Origin of the sequence: Enterococcus sp. AZ101 (assembly GCF_050499005.1) — a bacterium.
In the GTDB taxonomy this organism is placed as follows: Bacteria; Bacillota; Bacilli; order Lactobacillales; family Enterococcaceae; genus Enterococcus_L; species Enterococcus_L ureilyticus.
The window spans coordinates 411,408-432,998 of sequence record NZ_JBMHEZ010000002.1 but is presented as its reverse complement, the minus strand read 5'-3'; the positions used below and the strand labels follow the sequence as shown (position 1 = coordinate 432,998).

At 37.0% G+C, this 21,591-nt stretch carries 16 protein-coding genes; 3 read left to right on the top strand and 13 right to left on the bottom strand.

What is annotated here, in order from left to right:
- Positions 1 to 5 precede the first annotated feature (5 nt).
- Both IGJ50_RS11365 and IGJ50_RS11360 read left to right on the top strand, forming a co-directional pair.
- Entirely contained in the window at positions 6 to 773 is a 768-nt protein-coding gene (locus IGJ50_RS11365; RefSeq protein WP_069640589.1) for a DeoR/GlpR family DNA-binding transcription regulator, read from the top strand.
- 78 nt (positions 774 to 851) lie between these two features.
- Positions 852 to 1,781, top strand: a complete 930-nt coding sequence (locus IGJ50_RS11360) for a LysR family transcriptional regulator (RefSeq protein WP_069640588.1) — start codon at positions 852 to 854, stop codon at positions 1,779 to 1,781.
- 50 nt (positions 1,782 to 1,831) lie between these two features.
- Here IGJ50_RS11360 and rlmN read toward each other — a convergent pair whose 3' ends face one another.
- From rlmN to IGJ50_RS11320, 8 genes are all read right to left on the bottom strand, one after another.
- Positions 1,832 to 2,896: a 23S rRNA (adenine(2503)-C(2))-methyltransferase RlmN gene (gene rlmN / locus IGJ50_RS11355; RefSeq protein ID WP_069640587.1), complete on the bottom strand. Its 1,065-nt coding sequence runs from the start codon at positions 2,894 to 2,896 to the stop codon at positions 1,832 to 1,834.
- A gap of 174 nt (positions 2,897 to 3,070) precedes the next feature.
- Positions 3,071 to 4,894, bottom strand: a complete 1,824-nt coding sequence (locus IGJ50_RS11350; RefSeq protein WP_429950461.1) for an FtsX-like permease family protein — start codon at positions 4,892 to 4,894, stop codon at positions 3,071 to 3,073.
- Positions 4,884 to 5,633 carry an ABC transporter ATP-binding protein gene (locus IGJ50_RS11345; protein ID WP_429950459.1) on the bottom strand — a complete coding sequence of 250 codons (750 nt, stop codon included), beginning with the start codon at positions 5,631 to 5,633 and terminating at the stop codon, positions 4,884 to 4,886. The genes IGJ50_RS11350 and IGJ50_RS11345 overlap by 11 nt, the downstream gene beginning before the upstream one ends.
- Before the next feature lie 108 nt (positions 5,634 to 5,741).
- The gene (locus IGJ50_RS11340; RefSeq protein ID WP_207121114.1) at positions 5,742 to 6,443 is read right to left on the bottom strand and encodes a GntR family transcriptional regulator; all 702 of its coding nucleotides are present in this window, start codon (positions 6,441 to 6,443) and stop codon (positions 5,742 to 5,744) included.
- A 264-nt stretch (positions 6,444 to 6,707) separates the two neighbouring features.
- Positions 6,708 to 9,083: a DNA translocase FtsK gene (locus IGJ50_RS11335; RefSeq protein WP_429950453.1), complete on the bottom strand. Its 2,376-nt coding sequence runs from the start codon at positions 9,081 to 9,083 to the stop codon at positions 6,708 to 6,710.
- Between the two features lie 123 nt (positions 9,084 to 9,206).
- Positions 9,207 to 10,589, bottom strand: a complete 1,383-nt coding sequence (gene nhaC, locus IGJ50_RS11330) for a Na+/H+ antiporter NhaC (RefSeq protein WP_429950452.1) — start codon at positions 10,587 to 10,589, stop codon at positions 9,207 to 9,209.
- 346 nt (positions 10,590 to 10,935) lie between these two features.
- Positions 10,936 to 12,147, bottom strand: coding sequence for an NAD(P)/FAD-dependent oxidoreductase (locus IGJ50_RS11325; RefSeq protein WP_429950450.1), 1,212 nt, complete (start codon positions 12,145 to 12,147; stop codon positions 10,936 to 10,938).
- Between the two features lie 31 nt (positions 12,148 to 12,178).
- On the bottom strand, positions 12,179 to 13,084 hold the full coding sequence (locus IGJ50_RS11320; protein WP_207121111.1) for a prenyltransferase: 906 nt from the start codon (positions 13,082 to 13,084) through the stop codon (positions 12,179 to 12,181).
- Between the two features lie 119 nt (positions 13,085 to 13,203).
- Between IGJ50_RS11320 and IGJ50_RS11315 the strand changes: the two genes are divergently transcribed.
- Positions 13,204 to 14,184: a polyprenyl synthetase family protein gene (locus IGJ50_RS11315; protein WP_069640579.1), complete on the top strand. Its 981-nt coding sequence runs from the start codon at positions 13,204 to 13,206 to the stop codon at positions 14,182 to 14,184.
- A 50-nt stretch (positions 14,185 to 14,234) separates the two neighbouring features.
- Here the strand turns inward: IGJ50_RS11315 and cydC are convergent, their stop codons facing one another.
- The 5 genes from cydC to IGJ50_RS11290 form a co-directional block, all read right to left on the bottom strand.
- Positions 14,235 to 15,995: a thiol reductant ABC exporter subunit CydC gene (gene cydC, locus IGJ50_RS11310; protein WP_069640578.1), complete on the bottom strand. Its 1,761-nt coding sequence runs from the start codon at positions 15,993 to 15,995 to the stop codon at positions 14,235 to 14,237.
- Positions 15,995 to 17,725 carry a thiol reductant ABC exporter subunit CydD gene (gene cydD / locus IGJ50_RS11305; protein WP_429950447.1) on the bottom strand — a complete coding sequence of 577 codons (1,731 nt, stop codon included), beginning with the start codon at positions 17,723 to 17,725 and terminating at the stop codon, positions 15,995 to 15,997. The genes cydC and cydD overlap by 1 nt, the downstream gene beginning before the upstream one ends.
- Complete coding sequence (cydB, locus tag IGJ50_RS11300) at positions 17,722 to 18,747, bottom strand: cytochrome d ubiquinol oxidase subunit II (RefSeq protein WP_069640576.1); 1,026 nt, start codon at positions 18,745 to 18,747, stop codon at positions 17,722 to 17,724. Before cydB ends, cydD begins: the two co-directional genes overlap by 4 nt.
- On the bottom strand, positions 18,744 to 20,162 hold the full coding sequence (locus IGJ50_RS11295) for a cytochrome ubiquinol oxidase subunit I (RefSeq protein WP_069640575.1): 1,419 nt from the start codon (positions 20,160 to 20,162) through the stop codon (positions 18,744 to 18,746). Before IGJ50_RS11295 ends, cydB begins: the two co-directional genes overlap by 4 nt.
- Before the next feature lie 339 nt (positions 20,163 to 20,501).
- Positions 20,502 to 21,551 (bottom strand): DUF916 and DUF3324 domain-containing protein, encoded by a 1,050-nt coding sequence (locus tag IGJ50_RS11290; protein WP_429950445.1) that lies wholly within the window; start codon positions 21,549 to 21,551, stop codon positions 20,502 to 20,504.
- Between the last annotated feature and the right edge of the window lie 40 nt (positions 21,552 to 21,591).

The following is a 21,591-nucleotide window of genomic DNA, read 5'->3' as shown; positions in this document are numbered from 1 at the left end:
CACATATGAAAAGCTCGCATCAAATGATCAAAGAGCGTCGAGACAAACTACTCGCACTATTGACCACAGAAACAAGTCTATTAGTGAAAGAAATCAGCCTTGAGCTTGCTGTTTCAGAAATAACCATTCGTCGTGATTTGACGGCGTTAGAAAAGATGGGCTTAGTTCAACGAACTCATGGTAAAGCCAAAATTGTTCAAAAAACCGGGACCGAGGATTACAATGAGGAAATTGAAATTTTAAAAAATGCGATTGCTAAAAAAGCGGCTGAGTTTGTTAAAGATGGCAATACTTTATTTATCAATACCGGCTCAACTGCTTTATCTTCTTTAAAAAACTTAGAGAATAAACGTGTAACGATCGTGACGAACAATGTAAAAGTAGCTAATTTAGACCACAATCCAAATTCTACCGTTATTTTATCTGGTGGTGAAATTCGATTTCCAAAAGAAGCTTTAGTTGGTGATATTGCAATCGACTCATTTTCAAAAATGTCTTCTGATATTTCAATTATCGGCTGTTCTGGACTGAGTATTGAAAATGGTATTACCACGCCTGTCTTACACGAGTCTAAAATCAATTCTTTGATTATTGAGCGAACAAATGGGTTAGTCATTGTTGTTGCCGATTATCGTAAGATTGGTTTTTCTTCTAATTTTACTAGTGGTAAAATTAAAGATATCAACTATTTAATTACAGATACTTTTGCTTCTCCTGAAGTGATTCGAGCAATCGAAAAACAAGGAGTACAAGTGATTCAAGTTGAACTCTAATGCTACTAAAAGGCGGGCATTACTCTCCACCGAGCCAAACCAGTCCATACCGCTTTTATATTAAGGAGGTCTGATATCATGCGGATCAAACAATTGGATTATATCGTTAAAATCGTTGAATTAGGTTCAGTAAATGAAGCTGCAAAGCATCTTTTTATTACCCAACCAAGTCTTTCAAGTGCTGTTAAGGAACTCGAACAGGAAATGGGCATTCAAATTTTTCGGCGTACACAAAAAGGAATGGTTTTAACAATTGAAGGAACTGAATTTTTATCGTATGCTCGACAGATTTTAGAACAAGTGGAATTAATGGAGGGGAAATATAAGGGACAAGAAACACGTCGAAGATTGTTTTCCGTCTCTGCTCAACACTATGCTTTTGCGGTTCATGCGTTTGTTCAACTAATCAAATCTTATGAAAAGAATGAATATGAATTTACTTTTCGTGAAACGCAAACGAATAATATAATTGAAGATGTCAGCACTTTTCAAAGCGAATTAGGTATTCTCTATTTAAATTCCTTCAACGAAAATGTGATTCGTAAACTATTAAAGGAAAAACAGCTAACATTTCATTCATTGTTTACTGCCCATCCTCATGTTTTTGTAAGCAAAAAGAATCCTTTGGTCGGGAAAAAATCAGTCACTCTAAATGATTTGGAGAACTTCCCCTATCTTTCGTTTGAACAAGGACAGTTTAATTCTTTTCACTTTTCTGAAGAGATTTTGAGTACTCTTTATCATAAAAAAAGTATTCGTGTAAGCGATCGAGCAACATTATTCAATTTCTTGATCGGGCTGGATGGCTACACGATTAGCTCAGGTGTTTTAAGCCGTGAATTGAATGATGAGAATATCGTTGCTTTACCTCTAGAAGTGGATGAAACAATGGAAATCGGCTGGATCCATCCGGCTCAGATGTCTCTGTCACCAATGGGTAACGAATACTTACGTTATTTAAAAGAACACATTATTGATTATGGATTTACTATTTCAAATGACGAATAGAAAAAAAAGGCCGAGACAAAACTAAAAATCAGTTTTGTCTCGGCCTTTTTCTATCGTTTAGCTTTTTTTATTTGTTTACTTCTCAATTGTCCGCAGGCAGCATCGATATCTGTGCCATATTCTTTTCGAATCACACAGTTGACACCATTTTTCTTTAAAATATCATAGAATTTCAATACATCTGCCTTTTCACTACGGCTATATTGGTCATGTTCACTAACTGGGTTATATGGAATCAAGTTAACAAAGGTTAACTTCTTCTTATCCTTCAATAAATCAGCCAATTGTTGGGCATGTTCTGGACGGTCATTCACATTACTCAACATGATATACTCAAACGTAATTCGACGATTTGTTTTTTCCAAATACTCATCGACTGCATCCATCAATTTTTCGATAGGAAAACTACGGTTGATGCGCATGATCGATGTACGAACATCATTATTTGGCGCATGTAAAGAAATTGCTAAGTTGACTTGCAAGCCATTATTCGCAAATTCTTTGATTTTTGGTACTAATCCACTTGTTGAAACTGTAATATGACGAGCGCCAATTGCTAAGCCTTTTGGATCATTGATCGTATGTAGGAAATTCATTAAGTTATCATAGTTATCAAACGGTTCACCGATCCCCATTACAACAATATGGCTAACTCGCTCACCTTGTCCACGTTCGTCAAAATAATGTTGAACTAACATGATTTGGGCGACGATTTCTCCTGCTGTCAGATCACGTTGTTTTTTTAGCAAGCCACTGGCACAGAAGGTACAGCCAATATTACACCCAACTTGAGTCGTCACACATACAGACATCCCATATTCTTGACGCATTAAAACTGTCTCGATCATATTTTTGTCGGGTAACTCAAAAAGATATTTCACAGTACCATCTTTCGCTTCTTGAATAATTACTTGGCGCAATGGATTGATAATAAAGTTTTCTTCTAATAAATCAATAACCTCTTTTGACAAATTTGTCATTTCATTAAATGCCATGACACGTTTGATATATAGCCATTCCCATACTTGAGTGGCCCGGAACTTTCTTTCGTCATGTTCGATGAACCATGCGATCAGTTCTTCTTTTGTTAAACCATAAATGGATGCTTTTTCCACTAGTTCTCTTCCTCATTTCTTCTAAACATTCGCTTCATACTATAACTTATTGTCCACGATTTGTCCATATGTTCTCTAGGTTATGCAGCACTTTGTTTCTATAGTTTTGAAACTACTACTTATTGAAAAGAACCTCTACAAACGCTTCACTCGTTTGCAGAGGTTTTCTTTTTTCTAAGCTTGAACCAATCGATAAACTTTTTTGAAATAAAAGACACGAGCAATTAGATAGTAGATGATTTGAATCACGATAAACATCCCTAATACTTGCCAACCAGCTATTTGCATCCCTTGATTAAACATATGATACATCGCAGTCAAAGCCACAGCTCCGTGAATCACCGAGACAATAATCGGTGTAAAGAACAGGATTCCCACTTGCTGATAAATCATTTTCTTCAATTCTTTTTTCGCTAACCCCATTTTGTAAATCATCTTGAATTTCTCAACGTCGGCGTCCATATCACTATATAATCTGAAATATAAGAAGCTGCCGGCAGAAACAAAGAAGACAATTCCGATAAAGATTCCCACAAATAAAATTGGTGCATATTCATTTGTAATCGTTTGTTGCGAATAACTTTTGGCCATCAAAAGTGGATTTTTCTCTTGGAACTTACCCACAGAAACCAGTTCATCGTAACTAGCATTTTTAGGCTGCCAAACAGTCGTTATCGTATTTTCCAAGCTTTGTAGCTTGGTCTCATCTGGTACGATGACCGTTGTGGCATAGGCTGAGACGACCGCCGATTTTTCTGTTTTAGTGACAGGTAACGTTACCTCGTCTGGCAGTTTCACTTCATTTATTGTTACTTCTTGTATGCCGATTTCATTCGCTAGTCGCAATTGAACAGCGTTCCCTTGGGTTTGAATCGTTGGTTTGTTCGCTAATTTTGCAAGATGATTATAGTCAGATTCTTTGATCACATCAATTTGCTCAGCATTTGTATAAATCGTTGCTTCTCCCTCATCCACTTGTATCCCTTTATCCGCTAACAATTGGGTAAAGGTCTGTTTTATCCCAGCTGTTTCCTCAGCTGTTCCAGTGAGTTGAAACTCATATGGCACTTGCTTCATTCCATCTAAGATCATATTTTGAAACCCATATAGCGTTCCGATCGCAGCAAATGCCACCGTTGAAATAATCGATACTAAGAAAAAAGAGCGGGCATTGTCTTTCATACGGAAAGCTAAATCTGAAAAAACCACCATATTCGTTTTTTTCCAAAAAATAGCTTGTTTCTTTTTTAAACGCTCAATAACTGAAACACTTAATTGATTGAATAAAAAACGCGTACCTGCAACTACTAGAAAAATCACAGGGATCATGACAAAGGGAACTAACATGCCTTTAACTAATAGAGCAATTGCATAACCTGCACCGATCAAAACGATCGCTAACATCGTTTTAACACGCGAGCTTTGGATCGTGCCTTTACCCAAGTCACCTGCTTTTAACAATTCCTGTAAACTTAACTTTGGTAAACGAAACTGAATGAAAAACGAAATAGCTAAAAATAAGGCTGTAAAAGAAATAATCGTTAACCCTAGTGCTTGTGTTGGAAAATAGAAACCGAAACTGACATGCATCAATTTATTACTCAACCATAAAATCACCTGTGAAAAGCCAACTCCAGCCAAGCTACCAATGATCGTAGCAAAAAAACCAATAACTAAATTCTCAATAAAAACCATTTTTTTTAGTTGCTTCGGGCTCATTCCCTGGATCATCAATAGACCAAATTCTTTTTTTCTAGACTGGATGAAGACATCCATGGAGTATAGGACAAAGAAAAAGGCAAAGCCATAAATAATGATTGCAGCTGCTAACATACCGATTTGCGCCTTATCATTCAAGCCATCAGCTAATGACGGGTGAAACGCAAACACGGTAAAGGTGAAGAAGACCATCACTGAAAAAAGTGTGCTTAAAAAATATGCCATGTATAAATGTTTATTTCTTAAAGTATTTCGAATGACAAATTGACTAAAACTCATTATCAACACCTTCAATCTCAGATAGTTTCACCATGATTTCATCGTAAAACATCTTTTGATTTCCATTGTGGTGGATCTCATCGATCAATTCACCGTCTTTGATAAATACGATTCGCTTGCAATAACTGGCAGCTAAAGGATCATGGGTTACCATTAAAATCGTAGCTTTTTCTTCTTCATTTAATTGTTGTAATAATTGCATGACATCTTTTGATGATTTTGTATCTAGATTTCCAGTTGGTTCATCTGCCAATAATAGTTGGGGTTGATGGATCATTGCACGAGCGACAGCCACACGTTGAGCTTGGCCTCCTGAAATTTCTGCAATGCGTTTTTTCAGCAACTGTGCAATTCCTAAGCGATCCGCTAAAAGATTGAGCTGTCGTTTCATCACTGAAATTTTTTCCCCATCCAAGGTTAATGGTAAAATAATATTCTCTTCTACAGTCAACGTTGGCATCAAATTGAAACTTTGAAAAATAAAGCCTAGCTCTCTTCGTCTGAATTTCGCAATTTCTTCTTGATTTAGTTGATTAGGGTCTTTGCCATTCATTAAAATCTGTCCTGATGTCGGCTGATCGATTGTTGCTAAAAGATTCAAAAAAGTACTCTTTCCACTTCCAGAAGGACCCATAATCCCGATAAATTCACTGTCATTTACCGTTAAATCCAATCCTTTTAGTGCTTCATATTTGATTTCAGTTCCATATGTTTTCGTTAAATTTTCTACTTGTAACATCATCATCGCTCCTTTTCTCTACTGTTTTAGTCTAATCCAATTACAACGAACACACCATAGAAAAAAATAACAGATTGCTTACACTTTTGTAAGTAATCTGTTATTTCTTTAAGCTTCATATTCAATAACATACGGATAAAGAGCTGTATTATAAATTGCTTCTGAGAACTCAACGATTTCACCAGAAAGACCAACTGATTTACGAATTCTTTTTAGTCCATTTTTTTCGGAAGTTGCTAGAGTTTCTTGCTGTTCACTAGTCAATTCTACTGTTTGAAAACTATCCTCAAACTTGATGATTTCGATGCCATGTTGATCCATCAAACGATATAAGGACTCCTGTTCAAAATCTTCTACTGGCACATCAGCCATAATCGTTGGGAGATAATAATTAAAAAAGATATAAGGACGATCATCTAACGTGTAAAGACGAGCGACCTTGATCGCTTCTGCTCCAAGACAAGCATAGATTGGAGAATCAATCTCTAAAGTTACTTTCTCTAATTTCAGAATTTTCTTAGCTACTTGTTGTCCAGAGTCATTTAAATATTCTGTAAATGTGCCCGCTTTTGACAATTTATTATAAGGACGATTACTCAAAACAGTTGTTCCTTTACCACTTTTCTTTTCAACTAATTCTTCTGAAGATAATAATTCAATCGCTCGACGGACTGTTATTTTACTTACATCAAATAGTCGTTCAAGCTCTGCTTCTGTTGGTAACAAGGAACCCACAGGATATGTACCATTCATGATATCTGATTTGATTTGTTCTGCCACGTCTAGATATAATACGCTTTTTCTTCTCATATTCTCCATCCTTATATAATTTATTAGTGTATCGTTTTATTTTAGTTTATTCGTCTTGTATTGCGAATTCCTTAATTCTAATCGCATTTATACTTTAATTGGCAATTCATCCATCTGTTCTATAGTATTTTGTACATTATACCAAAGTTTACATTTATGGCAAACCTCTTTAGAGAAACTGTGTACATATAGCATCCATTGTTTCGTCTTTAATAAATAAAAAATGGAGTCAGCTTTTCTGCTCACCCCACTTTTTCAACATTCTTACTCTGATCCATGATCGATTGGTGCATCTTCTGGCATCGGTTCAAGAAAGACTTTCCTTGGTTTGCTGCCTTCTGATGGTCCAATCACACCATGCTCTTCTAATTCATCTACTATACGAGCTGCTCTGTTGTAACCAATTCTAAATCTTCTTTGCAATAATGAAATACTGGCTGTTTGCATTTCTACCACCAATGCTTTCGCCTCTTCATACAGATCATCTTGTGGTGTATCACTTGACCCGTTACTCATTGTATCTTCTTCTGTCGGCATCATGCTCTCTTGGTAATCAGCCTCTTGCTGTTCGGTCACAAATGCCACAACACGTTCAACTTCATGATCTGAAATAAACGCTCCTTGAACACGAATCGGTTTGTTCTCACCCATTGGTAGGAACAACATGTCCCCTCGGCCTAATAGTTTTTCCGCTCCATTACTGTCGATGATTGTTCTAGAATCGGTTCCACTTGAAACGGCAAATGCCATCCTTGACGGAACATTTGCTTTGATGATTCCTGTGATGACATCGACACTTGGTCTTTGTGTTGCCAAAATCATGTGGATCCCAGCCGCACGTGCCATTTGGGCTAAACGGATGATTGCGTCTTCCACTTCATTACTCGCTACCATCATCAAATCGGCTAACTCGTCAACGATTACAACAATGAATGGTAAAATCGGACGATTTTCGCCATCTTCAAGGTTTTTTTGAATAACTAATTCATTATACCCAGAAATATTTCGGACACCTGAAGCGGCGAATTTTTCATACCTGAATTCCATTTCCTGTACAACTTTTTGTAAAGCCTGAGCTGCTTTTCTTGGATTTGTCACAACAGGTGTAAGTAAGTGGGGAATCCCATTGTAGACATTTAATTCTACCATTTTTGGATCGATCATCATCAGTTTCACTTCATGAGGTTTTGCTCTCATTAAAATACTGGAGATGATCCCATTGATCGCAACTGATTTCCCACTTCCGGTCGATCCTGCAATCAGCAAGTGAGGCATTTTTGCCAAATCTGCGGACTGCACCATACCAGAAATATCGCGGCCAAGTGGTACTTCTAGTAATTTATCTGGATGGCTGGGAGCCGCTTCGATGATATCTCTAAATGATACTGTGCTAACTGTGCTATTGGGCACTTCGATCCCGATCAATGATTTCCCTGGGATCGGCGCTTCCATCCTGACATCTTTTGCCGCGAGCGCTAAGGCAATATCATCCGTCAAACTAACTACTTTACTGACTTTAACTCCTACAGCTGGTTGAATCTCAAACTTCGTTACAGCTGGTCCCAGACTGGCTTTGACAACTTTTGCATCTACGCCGAAGCTTTTGAAAGTTTGTTCTAATACGCCAATATTTTTTTCGATTTTTTGATACTCTCCGCTTTGATCGGCGGCTGGGATCGAATCTAATAAGGTTGAAGGTGGCAGTTCATAGTCACGATCTTCGGCTTCTTCTGAAATCTCAAAATCTAACTCGCCACTTTCTTCTAGTTCAGGAGTAGTCGTTGTTTTAGGCTGAGTTAGTGGTTCTTGTGCCTGACTTTGGAAGCTATCGATTGGAACGAGTGTTAATTGCTCCGGTTCTTGTAAATCTTTTTCTTCTTGTTCCCGAGCTTCATGCGCTAATTTTTCACCTGGTGTTAATTCTCGTACATCATTTTTTAAACGTTCTTGCGCCATTTGTTCCATTTTTACTTGTTTAGCTGCACGTTTTTCTGCTCGTTTGGCTTCTTTTTCTGCTTGTCTTTCACTACTTTTAGCTGTTATGCCACTAAGTTTTTCTCTGACAATCTGTAGGCCGTTCATCACTTGCTGAAAATCGAGCATACTGATTAAAAATGCCCCAAACAATACAAGTAATCCCGCAATTAAATAACTACCAAATTGAGCAACTAAGAAAAATGTCCCACTATACAAGAGCGCACCGATCATTCCACCGCCAACATTTTCAGCCACGGTACTTCTCTTTAAGTCAATTCGAAGAAAATCCCAAGTAGTTCCAATAATATCAGGTGACTGAGTTCCTACATTGCGGAACATGTAAGCATGTAAAAATAGTAAAACCCCTAAGTAAATGATCAACCCACCAATGATTGGGCGACTTTTTTTAATTGGAAATTCTTTCCCAAAGATTACTAATGACAGCCCATAAAGCATGAGTAAAATAGCTGCTATTGAAAAAGTATTTCCTATGACCACACGCAAACCGTTGGCAATCAATGTGCCAAGGAATCCTAATTTTAATAATCCAAATAATCCAAAGAAGATAAAAAAGATACCGAGAAAAATGAAATTAAGATGCTCCTGCTGTTGTAGTTGCTTTTTAGTTTTTTTCTTTTTTGCACTTTTCCGTTTTTGTGCCATGTAACATCCCTCTTTTCAATCAGTATCCATTATACCTAAAAATAGAGCCGAACAAAAGTACCCCCATTGTTTCTCTTAAAATTTTAATGATTTTGAATAAACACACGCCTTTATTCGCATTACTTATTCTACCAAAGATGCTTGTTTATGAATCCCAATTCCAGTTATACCAGAAAAAATCGACAAAATCGGACAGAATAAAATAAAGAAACTAAATGGTGCATAATCTAATGTAGCCACTTGCAGTGTACTTGCCATGAATACTCCGCTTACTCCCCAAGGAATCAATGAATTTAGAACTGTTCCAGAATCTTCCAAGGCGCGTGACAAAACTTCTGGGGCAAGACCTGATTTATCATAACTTTCTTTAAAAGCACGGCCAGGTAAAATGATGGATAGATACTGCTCTCCGATCATTAAATTAGCCAAGGCACCACTGAAAACTGTCGCAGCTACTAAACTACCTGTTGATTTCAACTTAGCAGCAAGCGGCGCCATCAAAACAGTGATCACGTCCATTTTCATCAATAACCCGCCCAATGACAATGTTAAAAGAATCAATGAGACTGACCACATCATACTTTGAATCCCCCCTCTAGTCAACAAAGCATCAATTTGTTCCATTCCTGTTTCTGAAACAAACCCATTTTCGATTATCGTACTCAATTGTTTTAAATCAACCGTCTTTTCTTGAAACAAATACATCACACTTGAAACTAAAATCGTGACCAATAATGAAGCAATAGCTGGAACCCGTTTGATTGAACAAAAAACTAGCAGCAGAATCGGTAAAAGCGCCCACCAGCTAATCGAAAAATTTTCTTGTAAGACTTCTAAAAATTGGTTTGTTTCAATCATTGTTTGCCCAATTTTTGTTTGAAAGCCAATAATTGCATATAGCATAAACGAAAGAATAAAGGCTGGAACGGTCGTCCACATCATATTTCGAATATGTTTAAATAAATCTGCTCCGGCAACCGCAGAAGCTAAATTGGTCGTATCAGAGAGCGGCGACATTTTATCACCAAAAACAGCACCTGAAATGATCGCTCCGGCTAGTATCGCAGAATTGAACCCCATTGAGATTCCCATCCCCATTAAAGCCAAGCCAATTGTTGAAACAGTAGTAAAGGCACTGCCAATCGAAATTCCCACTACTGCACAACTAACAAAGGCCGATGGTAAAAAAATCGTGGTGCTAATCACAGAAAATCCAGCGTACATCATGGTTGGAATCACACCACTAGCAATCCAAACTGCAATCAAGGCACCGATCAAAATAAATATGACCATCGGAACGATTCCTGTTTTAACCCCTTCAATGATCCCTTCATGAATCTTATCCCAGGAAGCTTGCCGCCACTTACTCCAAGCTATTAATAAGCCTAAAGCACATAACACTGGGAAAATCGGACTCATACCGATGCCGATCACACAAATACTAATAATCAATAATAATGATAGAAATACAATAAATGCTTCTTTGACACTTAACTCTTTGTTCATCTAAAATCCCCTTTTTCCTGTCAATTTAACGATTTAAAAATAAAAAAGTCCCTGACAATCAAAAATAGACTGTCAGGGACGAATAAACGACAAGACAAATCCTATGATTTTGTCTTGAACGTATCCTTACACGCGGTACCACCCATAGTTGAAATTAAATAATAATTTCCTCTCAAAAGACGTTAACGGATCTCACCCAAATAAACATCATGCTCCAGATTTGTAATTCAAAATGTTGTTTTGGCCAACTTCCAGCAGCCGTTGACTTTCTGTCATTTCAAAACAACTTTCTACTTGGAACCCTTCGTTGCATTTCGATTGATTTTATTATACTACAATTTTCTCTTTAACGGTAAAAATCAAAACGACCTTTAGCTAACACTTCTTTCACTCCACCTGTCTCAAATAAAGAACGATCCATGATTGCTTTTTTAATGAATGAAGCTGGATAGCCTTTGACTTCCATTTTACCAACAACACCAAACGCATGACTATTGCCAATAGAAGCGACAGAACCTAGCGATTTAAACGTAAACTCTTTCGTAGGTTCTCCTTTTAACTGGGCTTTGATGTTCTTACCTGCGTGTTCACCCATTTTAAGTGAAATTTGTGCAGTTGTCGGATAAGGTCGATTTGATTCTTTATCCATCACAGCAGAGCAGTCACCGATAATGTAGACATTCTCATGATCTGTATCTGTTAAGTCTGGTTTAACCATCACACGTCCACGTTTTGCTGCAAAACCAGAATCACCAACAACATGACTGCCACTGACACCAGTTGTCCAAATGATTGTTTTTGCTGTTAATTCATTTAATTCATTTGTTTCTTGATTATCTAAATAAACAACCGTATCTTGTTTGATCTCTTTGATTGGCTTTCCAACTAAGAAATTAACACCCCATTTTTTCAAATGATCGATTCCGTAACCACCTAATTTTTCACTAAACATTGGCAATAAACGAGTCACAGCCTCAACACAATACAATTGAATCTTGTCAGGCTCAACACCTGCGATTTCAGCTAGTTTTTTCTTGCCTTCATGCAATGAACCTAATAATTCGATCCCAGTGAAACCTGCACCGCAAACCACGATTTTTAGGTAATTTTCATCTTTTGTTTCTTTGTATGCTTTCATTTGTTCTGTTAAATGTTGATAGACTTTTTCTGATGTCGGAATATCGACCATTTTTAATGAGAATTCTTCAACACCTGGAATACCAAATGATTCTGATTCATAACCTAAAGCTACGATCAAATAATCGTAAGAAATCGCTTCTTGATCTTTCAAATGAACAAGTTGATTTTCACTATCGATTTTTTCCACTCTACCTTGTACAAACGTCGTACATGCTGATTTTACAACATCTTTGATTGGATAAGTAATTCTTTCTGACGTTTGGATTCCTGCTGCAACTTCGTGGATATCTGTTGCTTCAAAGTGGTAATCATTTTGATCAACCAATGTGATTTTCAACTCATTGTTTCCTTTTTGTAATTCATGGAGCGCTCTTAATCCGGCATAGCCAGCGCCCAAAATAACGACATGCTTACTCATTTTTAAAATCCCCTCTTAACCTTTTTATTTATTATTTAAGCCACAATCCTATGGCGAAAAATACAACTTGTGCCAGTGCTCCGACTGCTAAAATTCTAACAGCGCAAATAAATGTCTTTGTTTTGACTTGCTCCTTTAAAAATAACTTCGTTTGTTTCCAAATAAATGGCAAAACAAGTAACGTCAATAACATCGTAATCGGTGTTAAGCCCAAAACAACACTCAACACAATCGATGCAAATGCAATCACGATCAATCCGACAAACAAACCAATCGATGCTTTCTTCCCTAAATAGTGAACTAAGGTGAAGCGATGATTCATTTCATCTTCTTCTAAATCACAAATATTATTTGCTAACATTAAATTAGCGATCAAACAAGTATTGGGTAGTGATACTAAGAAGATACTGCCAAGATTGCCCGCTGTCCATTGAAAAGAATCAAATGTATTGATATAGACACAAATCAACATGATCATAAAGCCCATCGTAAATCCTGAAAAGAATTCACCCAAAGGCAAACTTGATAATGGTTTGGGTCCAGAAGAATAAAAGATTCCAATCAAATAACAGTACAGCCCCAACCATAATAGCGGCCAACCGACAATCATAGATAAACCGATTCCCATCAATGCTGAGATGACGATCATCCAAATGATCCATTGACGAAGCATTGATAGTGACAGGTTCTCCCGCCCGATGATATTCGTCTTTTCTTTATAATCATGCCCTTCTTTGGCATGGTGGTAGTCATTATAGTTATCTAAAATATCAACAGCCATATTAAAAATAAACATCGCAATAAAATAAATAAGAACATAACCTAAATGTAAACTTCCATAATGATACCAACTAAAACAAATTCCTAAAAGAAAGGGTAAAACACTGGCTGTCTTTGCTTTTAGTTCAACTAATTCAAAAAAAACTTCTCTATTCAAATTATACTCTTCTCTCCTTACATTATTTAGTTTTATGCTCACAGAATAATTTACTTGTATTTCTTCACCAACATCGTATACAATCAATAGTATTGAATTACTGAAAGGACTATTGTGTTATGAATGATTTTTGGAAGGAATTTCCTATTATCCAACAACAACTAAACGAAACTTGTGAATTGATCAAACATCAAGTAAAAATACGAAACAAAGAAATTGAAGCAGCTTTAGTCGAGCTAACGTGTTCTGGTGGAAAATTATTGCGCCCTGCCTTCTTTTTTTTATTTACTCAAATTGGCGATGAACAAAAACAAGACCATCAACAACTAATAAAAATTGCTGCTTCAATCGAAATTTTACACATGGCCACACTTGTCCACGATGATATCATCGATGATTCTCCTCTTCGAAGAGGAGCTGTTACGATTCAATCTCGTTATGGCAAAGATGTTGCCGTTTATACAGGAGATTTATTATTCACAGAGTTCTTTGAATTACTTGCTGATACAATGAATGGTTCAGATTTCTTACATACGAACGCTTCTGCGATGAAACGATTACTACTCGGTGAATTAGATCAAATGCACACACGTTATAAAAAGAACATGACGATTTCCGATTATTTACGCAGCGTTAATGGCAAAACAGCTGAACTATTCTCATTAAGTTGTTTAGAAGGTGCTCATTTTGGCTTTGCTTGTGCTGAGGTCCAGCGTCTGGCAAGACGGATTGGTCGCCATATTGGGATTGCCTTTCAAGTCTATGATGATATCTTAGATTACACCGCAGATGTCAAAACCTTAAAAAAGCCTGTCTTAGAAGATCTCGCTCAAGGTGTTTACACATTACCGTTGCTCTTTGCGATGCAAAAATCACCAGAGCGCTTTAACAATTATTTAGAAAAGGGGGCGGCCATAACAACTACCCAAGCAAGTGAAGTTGCTCAACTTGTTTACGAACTAGAGGGCGTAAATGATGCAAAAGCATTTGCTAAACGAGTAACAGAAAAGGCTTTGACTGATATTGAAAGACTACCTGATTGTTTAGGTAAAGAACAGCTAACTCAATTAACGCACTTATTATTACAACGATCCTTTTAAAAGCTTGAGGCAACGCTCATTGCGTTTTGCCTCAGCTTTTTTTATTTCATTCAGTGCTTATTCATACCACGATCAATTGCATATAATTGTTGATAATGCGGATTTGTCGCCAGTAGCTCTTGTGGAGAACCACTCATTTCTAGCTGACCATCTTCAATAAAAACGACCCGGTCCATCATGTGAACCCCTTGCAAATGATGTGTGATCCAAATAATCGTTTTATCTTTCAATGTCTCAAAAAACGTCTCCAATAATTGTTGTTCTGTGATTGGATCCAGTCCTGTCGTTGGTTCATCCAACAGTACAACTGGTGTATCTTGAAGTAAAATCCGTGCTAAAGCCAAACGATGGCGTTCACCGCCAGAAAAACGCAGCCCCGCTTCATCCACCATCGTCAGTAACCCTTCCGGTAACGCTGCAATCATTTCTTTTAAACCAACCTTATTCAATACTTGCCAAACCTCTTCTTCTGAGGCTTCTTCTCGTCCGATTCGAACATTATTTAGAATCGTCGTTCTAAATAAGTAAGGTGTTTGATGAATCACACCAATCGATTGGGTAATTTGATCACCAAATTCTGCTGTAGGAATCCCGCCTAGCGTAATATAACCTTTATCTGGACGTAAATCCCCACGAATCAAGGTTGCTAAAGTACTTTTCCCTGAACCGCTACGGCCTAAAATTGCTAATTTTTCTTTTGAATGGATTGTTAAACTTAAATTTTCCAGTACATTCTTAGCTGTTCCCTCATAAGAAAATGACACATCCGTGATCTTGATTTCACTATCAGTAACCGTTACATCGTTCACGACTTGATTTGTCTCATCTGGCTCTGGTAAATCATTCAATCGTTTGATGGAATCTTTATAAATATTTGTTTCTTGCGCCGCATCAGGTAGGGGAGCAAATGCATCGATCAGTGGAAACACCGTTAAAGTAAATGCTGCAATCCAGTTAGCCGCTCCACCATGGTTGCCAGGAAAACGAACGCTCGTCCAAGCTAAAATGGCAACTGTAATGACCCCAAAAGCGACTTGTAAAACAAAATCACGAAAACGATTGAAACGTTTGATCTTTTCATCTAACTGGCGTAATTTTGCTTCCTCTTTCTCATATGAATGAACAAATTCTTGTCCACGTTGACTAAACACCCAATCAGAAACGCCTAAGATATTATCTGTCAATGTTTTATACAATTCATTTTTAGACACTTTTTGTTTCTCTTGTCTCGCACCATTTACTAAAACTGAGAGCATTGGCAAAAGAAAAATCACTACACCTAACATCAATAACATGCACAGACCAAACCACCATGAAAACAAACCTAGTCCAATAATAATAAAGATATATAACAACCAAGCGATCACAGTTGGGAAAATCGTACGCAAGTACAAGTTCTGCAAGTGATTGATATCTTCAGATAATAAACCTAAAATATCACCCGTTTGGTATTTCGATTTAAAGAAAATCGCATCTTTCTCTAAAACCAGGTAAAGTTTCAAACGCAAATCAGATGTCATTTTCAAAACCCAATTATGACTGACTAGACGCTCAATATATCGGAAAACTGGACGACTAATCCCAAAGGCGCGTGTTAATACAATGGGAATATAAATCATCAAAATATTTTCTGGAAGTGATGCTGCTCGGCTAATTAAATAACCCGAGTTAAACATCAAAGCACCCGCACTGAAGAAAGTTAAAAAGCCTAAAATCAGGGCTAAGTACAATAAGCCTTTATACTTTTTCAAGAAGGGTTTAACCCATTGATCTTTTTCATATAATTCTTTATTTGTTGGGGTATTTTCCATTATTCTGTCCCCCTCATTTGATTGACTAATTTTACATAGTAGCCATTTTTTTCAGTCAACTCAGCTAAGGTGCCTGCTTCAACCAACTGTCCTTTATCCATCACTAGAATATAATCCATTTCTGCCATCCAATGTAATCGATGCGTGGCAAAAAAGACAAGATGTTCTTCCATTAAAGGCAACATTCTTTCTTTCAATTCTACCTCAGTTTCAATATCTAAGTGAGCAGTCGGCTCATCAAATAGTAAAATCCGACGTTCTTGATCTAAAAAAGCTCTAGCAAGCGCCACACGCTGTGCTTGGCCTCCGCTTAGCATTCTCCCGCTTTCGCCAATTACCGTATTGATACCGTCCCCTAGACCTGTTACAAGCGTTTCTAGTCCTACTAACTGAACAGCAGCCATCACTTGCTCATCTGACGCTTCTGGCGTATAAAAACGGACATTATTGGCTAAGGTATCTTGGAAAATATAAGGAGACTGCGGAATATAGAGTACTTGACTTTGCCATTGCTTTTGCAGAAAATGTGGGATCTCTTGTCCATCGACTTCGATTTTTGTCATTTCAGCATTCGGTTCCAAAAATCCACTCAATACATTGATCAAGGTTGATTTTCCCGAACCACTTGCGCCAATGATCCCAATTTTTTGATACCCTTTTGCTTTAAAATCTAATCCTTTTAATGCTGGCTGAGCGGCTTCTTCATATTGGAATGTTAATTGTTCAGCTGTTAATTCACTCAACGCTGTCCAATCTCCTAAAGTAAGACGATCCGTTTCAGTCATTTCTGGTAAATCCAAAACAGCTTGGATTGCTTGGAATGAATTTTTACCATCTAAAGTCGCATGATAATCACTTGCAAAATCACGCACTGGTAAGAAAAATTCTGGTGCTAAAATCAAGGTCGTCAATGCAGGAAATAGTAAAATCCCACCTTCTAACAAACTCAAACCTAAAAATACCGCTACAACAGCTACTGATAATGTTGTAAAAAAGTCCAAGGCAAACGTTGATAAAATCGCGATTTTCAAAGTACTCATCGTTGCTTCTCTAAAACGCTCACTGGTATTATAAATGCTGCCTGCATACTTCTTACTTAACCCAAATAGCTTTAGAGTGTCTAAGCCTCGTAATGAATCGATAAAATGGTTAGACAAAATCTGAAATGCTTTGTATTGTTTATCCGCTTTACTTTGAGCCGCATATCCTAAAATGATCATAAATATAATAATCATAGGAAACACCACTAATAAAACGACTCCAGAACGAATATCCAATGTAAAGACAAAAATCAAAATGATCCAGGGAATGATCATCATATTCATAATTTTCATCAAAATCAGATGCAGATAATTTTCTGCCTGACTGATTCCTTCAAGTGCCATCGTGATCATATTTCCCGTACCATTTTTCTGAACCACCGTTGGTCCCAGGCGGAAAACCTTTTGCAACAAGGCTTCCCTTAATTCACGTGATCGCTCATAGCTAAAGGTGTCTAACATTTTCTCACGAAGATACGTCACGACATGTCTACCAGTATAAAACAAAAAGAACACCAAAATATTCAACAGCTGGTCTTGTAGCAGACCACCTTCCCATAACCCAACAACGGCTTTCGCTAAATAAAATGCTTGTCCTATAATAAATACTGCTTGCAGGAAAGAAAAACCTGCAAGCAAGATCATGATATTTTTGATTTTCGGCATTTTTAAGATGGCTTTATCGATCATCCTTCATACCCCACAGCAGCGATTGCTGGATGTTTGATCCGTTTTCTAAAGACATAATAAGACCAGCCTGTATAGGCTAATACAAATGGTAAAATCGTTAATGATAACCATGTCATTGTTTTCAATGTGTAAGGAGAACTTGAAGCATCTTTGATCAAGATGTCATAATACCCTTCACTACCGATCATCACTCGTGGGAATAAACCACTAAATAATAATGCCACTAGAAGAATCAACGTCAAACCACTAGCAAGGAACGCCAACATTTCTTTTTTCTTAAAGACACTGACGTTGGCAACAACTGTCAATGCTACAATTGCTACAACAAGTAATAATGTCACTAAAAAGTTATTATCAAAGAAATCTGTTTTAAAGTACAACAAAGCGGCAAAGACAACTAAGCCAACATATAAAACCCAATAAAAGAATGACGCATAATTACGTGCACGCTCTCTCACAGGACCTTCTGTTTTAAGCGTAATATAATTCAAGCCATGTAGGTAGCACAATAATGTCAAAGCAACCCCACCGACAACAGAAAATACATTGATGTAGTCAGTAAATGAAGCCATCATATTGCCATTCACATCAAGCGGCATTCCTTGAACTAAATCAATGAATAAAACCCCAAAGAAAAATGGCACGATAAAACTACCGATCGATAATGTCCAGTTCCACATTCTACGACGTTTGCCATCTGGCATACGGTGACGGAATTCAAATGACACTCCACGAATGATCAAACCAACTAAAATAATAAACAAAATCAAGTAGAATCCGCTAAATAATGAAGCATACCAGTATGGGAAAGAAGCAAACATCGCCCCACCTGCTGTTAATAACCAGACTTCATTACCATCCCAAACCGGTCCAATCGTTTGGATGATTTGTTCTTTTTCCTCTTCGTCGTGCGCTAATGTTTGAACGGACATCCCCACGCCAAAGTCAAAACCTTCTAGGAAGAAGAAGCCTGAGAATAAAATACCAATTAGGACAAACCAAAGTAATTGCAACGTACTCATTCGCCAAAGACCTCCTTATCAAATGGATCTACATCAGTAGAGTTTGCCTCTGCTAATTTCTTTTCTTCATAATCTGGGCCTTTTTTAAGTTCGACCGTAATCAAGTAAACCATGACTGAACCTAGACCTGCAAAGAGAATAAAGTAAATAATATTCGATGTTAACAGTGAAGCCACTGATACGTTTGGCGACACACTGTCTTCGATCGTAAATAAACCATAAACAGTCCAAGGATAACGACCAAGCTCAGTAATCAACCAACCTGTTGTATTTGCCAAGAATGGAGCAAATGTACACAATGCTAATATCCAAACCATCCAACGTTTTTCATAAAGTGAAGGTTTTTTCTTGCGACTAAAGAATAATCCTAAAGCTGAAACTAAAAGCATCAATGCACCAAAGCCAGCCATGACTCTAAAGCTCCAGAATAATGTGTTGACTGGTGGATAATAATTTTTATCATCACCATACTGTTCTTTCAAACGTTCATTCACAGTGTCCATTCCATCAACGGAACCAGATAAACTGTTATAAGAAAGGATACTTAGCATATAAGGAATTTGAATCCCAAATACTTGTTTATGTTGCGCTTCATCTGCCCAAGCAATCAATGTCCAAGCGGCCGGATCGCCAGAATCTTCATAATCCCCTTCCATTGCCGCAAATTTCATTGGTTGATCATTGATCAAGGCTTTCATTTGCAAGTCCCCTGTAAATAAAACAGATAGTGACCCAAATAAAGCGATCCATAAACCAACACGCATAGATGTTTTGTGGAAATTCATATCACGTTTTTTCAAAATTTGGAATGCAGCTAAACCTGCAACGATCATCCCGCCCATCACAATTGCGCCAGACAGAACATGTGTAAACTCATACCAAACTTTTGGATTGCCAATTACGGCCCCAAAATCGATCAATTCAGCACGACCATTGTTTAAAGTATAGCCCACTGGATGTTGCATAAAGCTGTTTGCCGCTAAAATCCAGAAAGCCGACATCATTGAACCAAATACGACCAACCAAATAAATGTTAAATGTAGTTTAGGACTGACTTTATCCCAAGTAAATATCCATAAACCTAAAAATGTTGATTCTAAAAAGAATGCAAGTAACGCTTCAATTGCTAGTGGAGCACCAAAAATATCTCCGACAAAGCGTGAATAATCTGACCAGTTCATTCCAAACTGGAATTCTTGAATAATTCCTGTTACAACTCCGACTGCAAAACTTAATAGAAAAATGTTGCCCCAAAACTTCGCCATTTTGCGATAACGCTCATCTTTTTTCACAACATACATCGTTTCCATGACTGCGACTACAAGTGCTAATCCTATTGAAAACGGTACGAAGAAGTAATGAAAGACAGTCGTCATTGCAAATTGGAATCTTGCTAATGTTACAATATCAAACATCAATAATCCCCCTTGTTTTTACTGTTTCCACAAAAAGAATAAGCTGATTTTATCCATTGTAATTATCCATTTGCGCAGTTGGTTGGTGCTGCCAAAATGAATCAAAACCCAGAATAAAATAAACCTAAATACAATATGTGCGTGGAAACTCTTTTTATTAATTTTAGAATGATTCCAATCTAAAGTATACTCTTTTATTTACAAAATACAAATGTTTCTGTCCTATTTTCATCAAAATATTCCTTTGTTCTTGGGGAAAAATAAGAAAAGTGAGAAGATGACTACTTTAGCTTCCCACTTTTCTATTCATACTCTAGTCTTCACTAACTATCTAAACCGTTACTTTTTTCTTCTATTTCTATTTTTCCAATTAATTGACCACAAAATAAATAGTAGCAACACTATATAAAAAATCAGCTTCCTTGAGGAAGTCGCCTCTAGTTGATTCGTTGTTTCATTTAATTTCTTATTCTCTTTTTCTACAATGGTAAATTCTTTTTCCATAGTCCACTCTTTTTCACCATTTTTGTCTTTCACTTCTAAAATGTAGTTTCCAGCTGGAAACTCATTTTTTTCCATACTTATTAAGTAGTCAAAATTTGAGTTTGGGGCCATGTTAATATTCTCTGATGTTTGAGTGAAAAAAATTTCTTTTCCTTCTTTTAAATAGATTTTAGCTTCAATCATCATATCCTTAATAATGACAGGTTGAGTATTTTGAATATTTGCCTTGATAAACTTTCGATAGTTGACTTTGCCAATCGTCACTGTTGTTAATTTCAATTTTGCCTCTGCTTCTTTTTCATTTTCTGTCAATAACAGACCAATTGTATACGCAAATTTATTAATTACAGTAGTACCAGTGCTTTTTTTTTCATTTAATGCTCTTTGCTTCTCTTCGCTTATCACTATTCCCCCAAGGAGTACTCCATCAAGCTTTTCAGTTGGCATTGTAATCTGTATAAAAAGCGTCTTAGTCTGATTTGCAGGAATAACAACCTCTGAATCTGTTTTCACTAGATCTGAAATTCCAACTTTTAACGTTGAATCTCTTTTTTCACTTTTTGTATATTCTACTGTGCCATTATTATTAGTGGTTGCATCATTAATTTGAATCACAGCTACTATATCTTCTTTTTGGGATGTATTTTTCAACTCTACTTGAATAACTTGCTCTGTTCCTGCAGACATTAGTAAGTCAAAATACGTTTTTGTTTTGTCTCTTTGATTTTCGGGGATGATTGTTTTCACTTCAAGAGATCCCGCTATGGCGTCTTCATTCTGCTCATTATTATCTGCCTGTCCAACTACGTTGAATGAACCCATCAGACACATTACAAAAGCAATTACTGATAATAGTAGATATGGTTTAATCATCTTTTTAGTCATACTGCCTCCCTATACTAACTTAATGCTATACGTCTCTGAT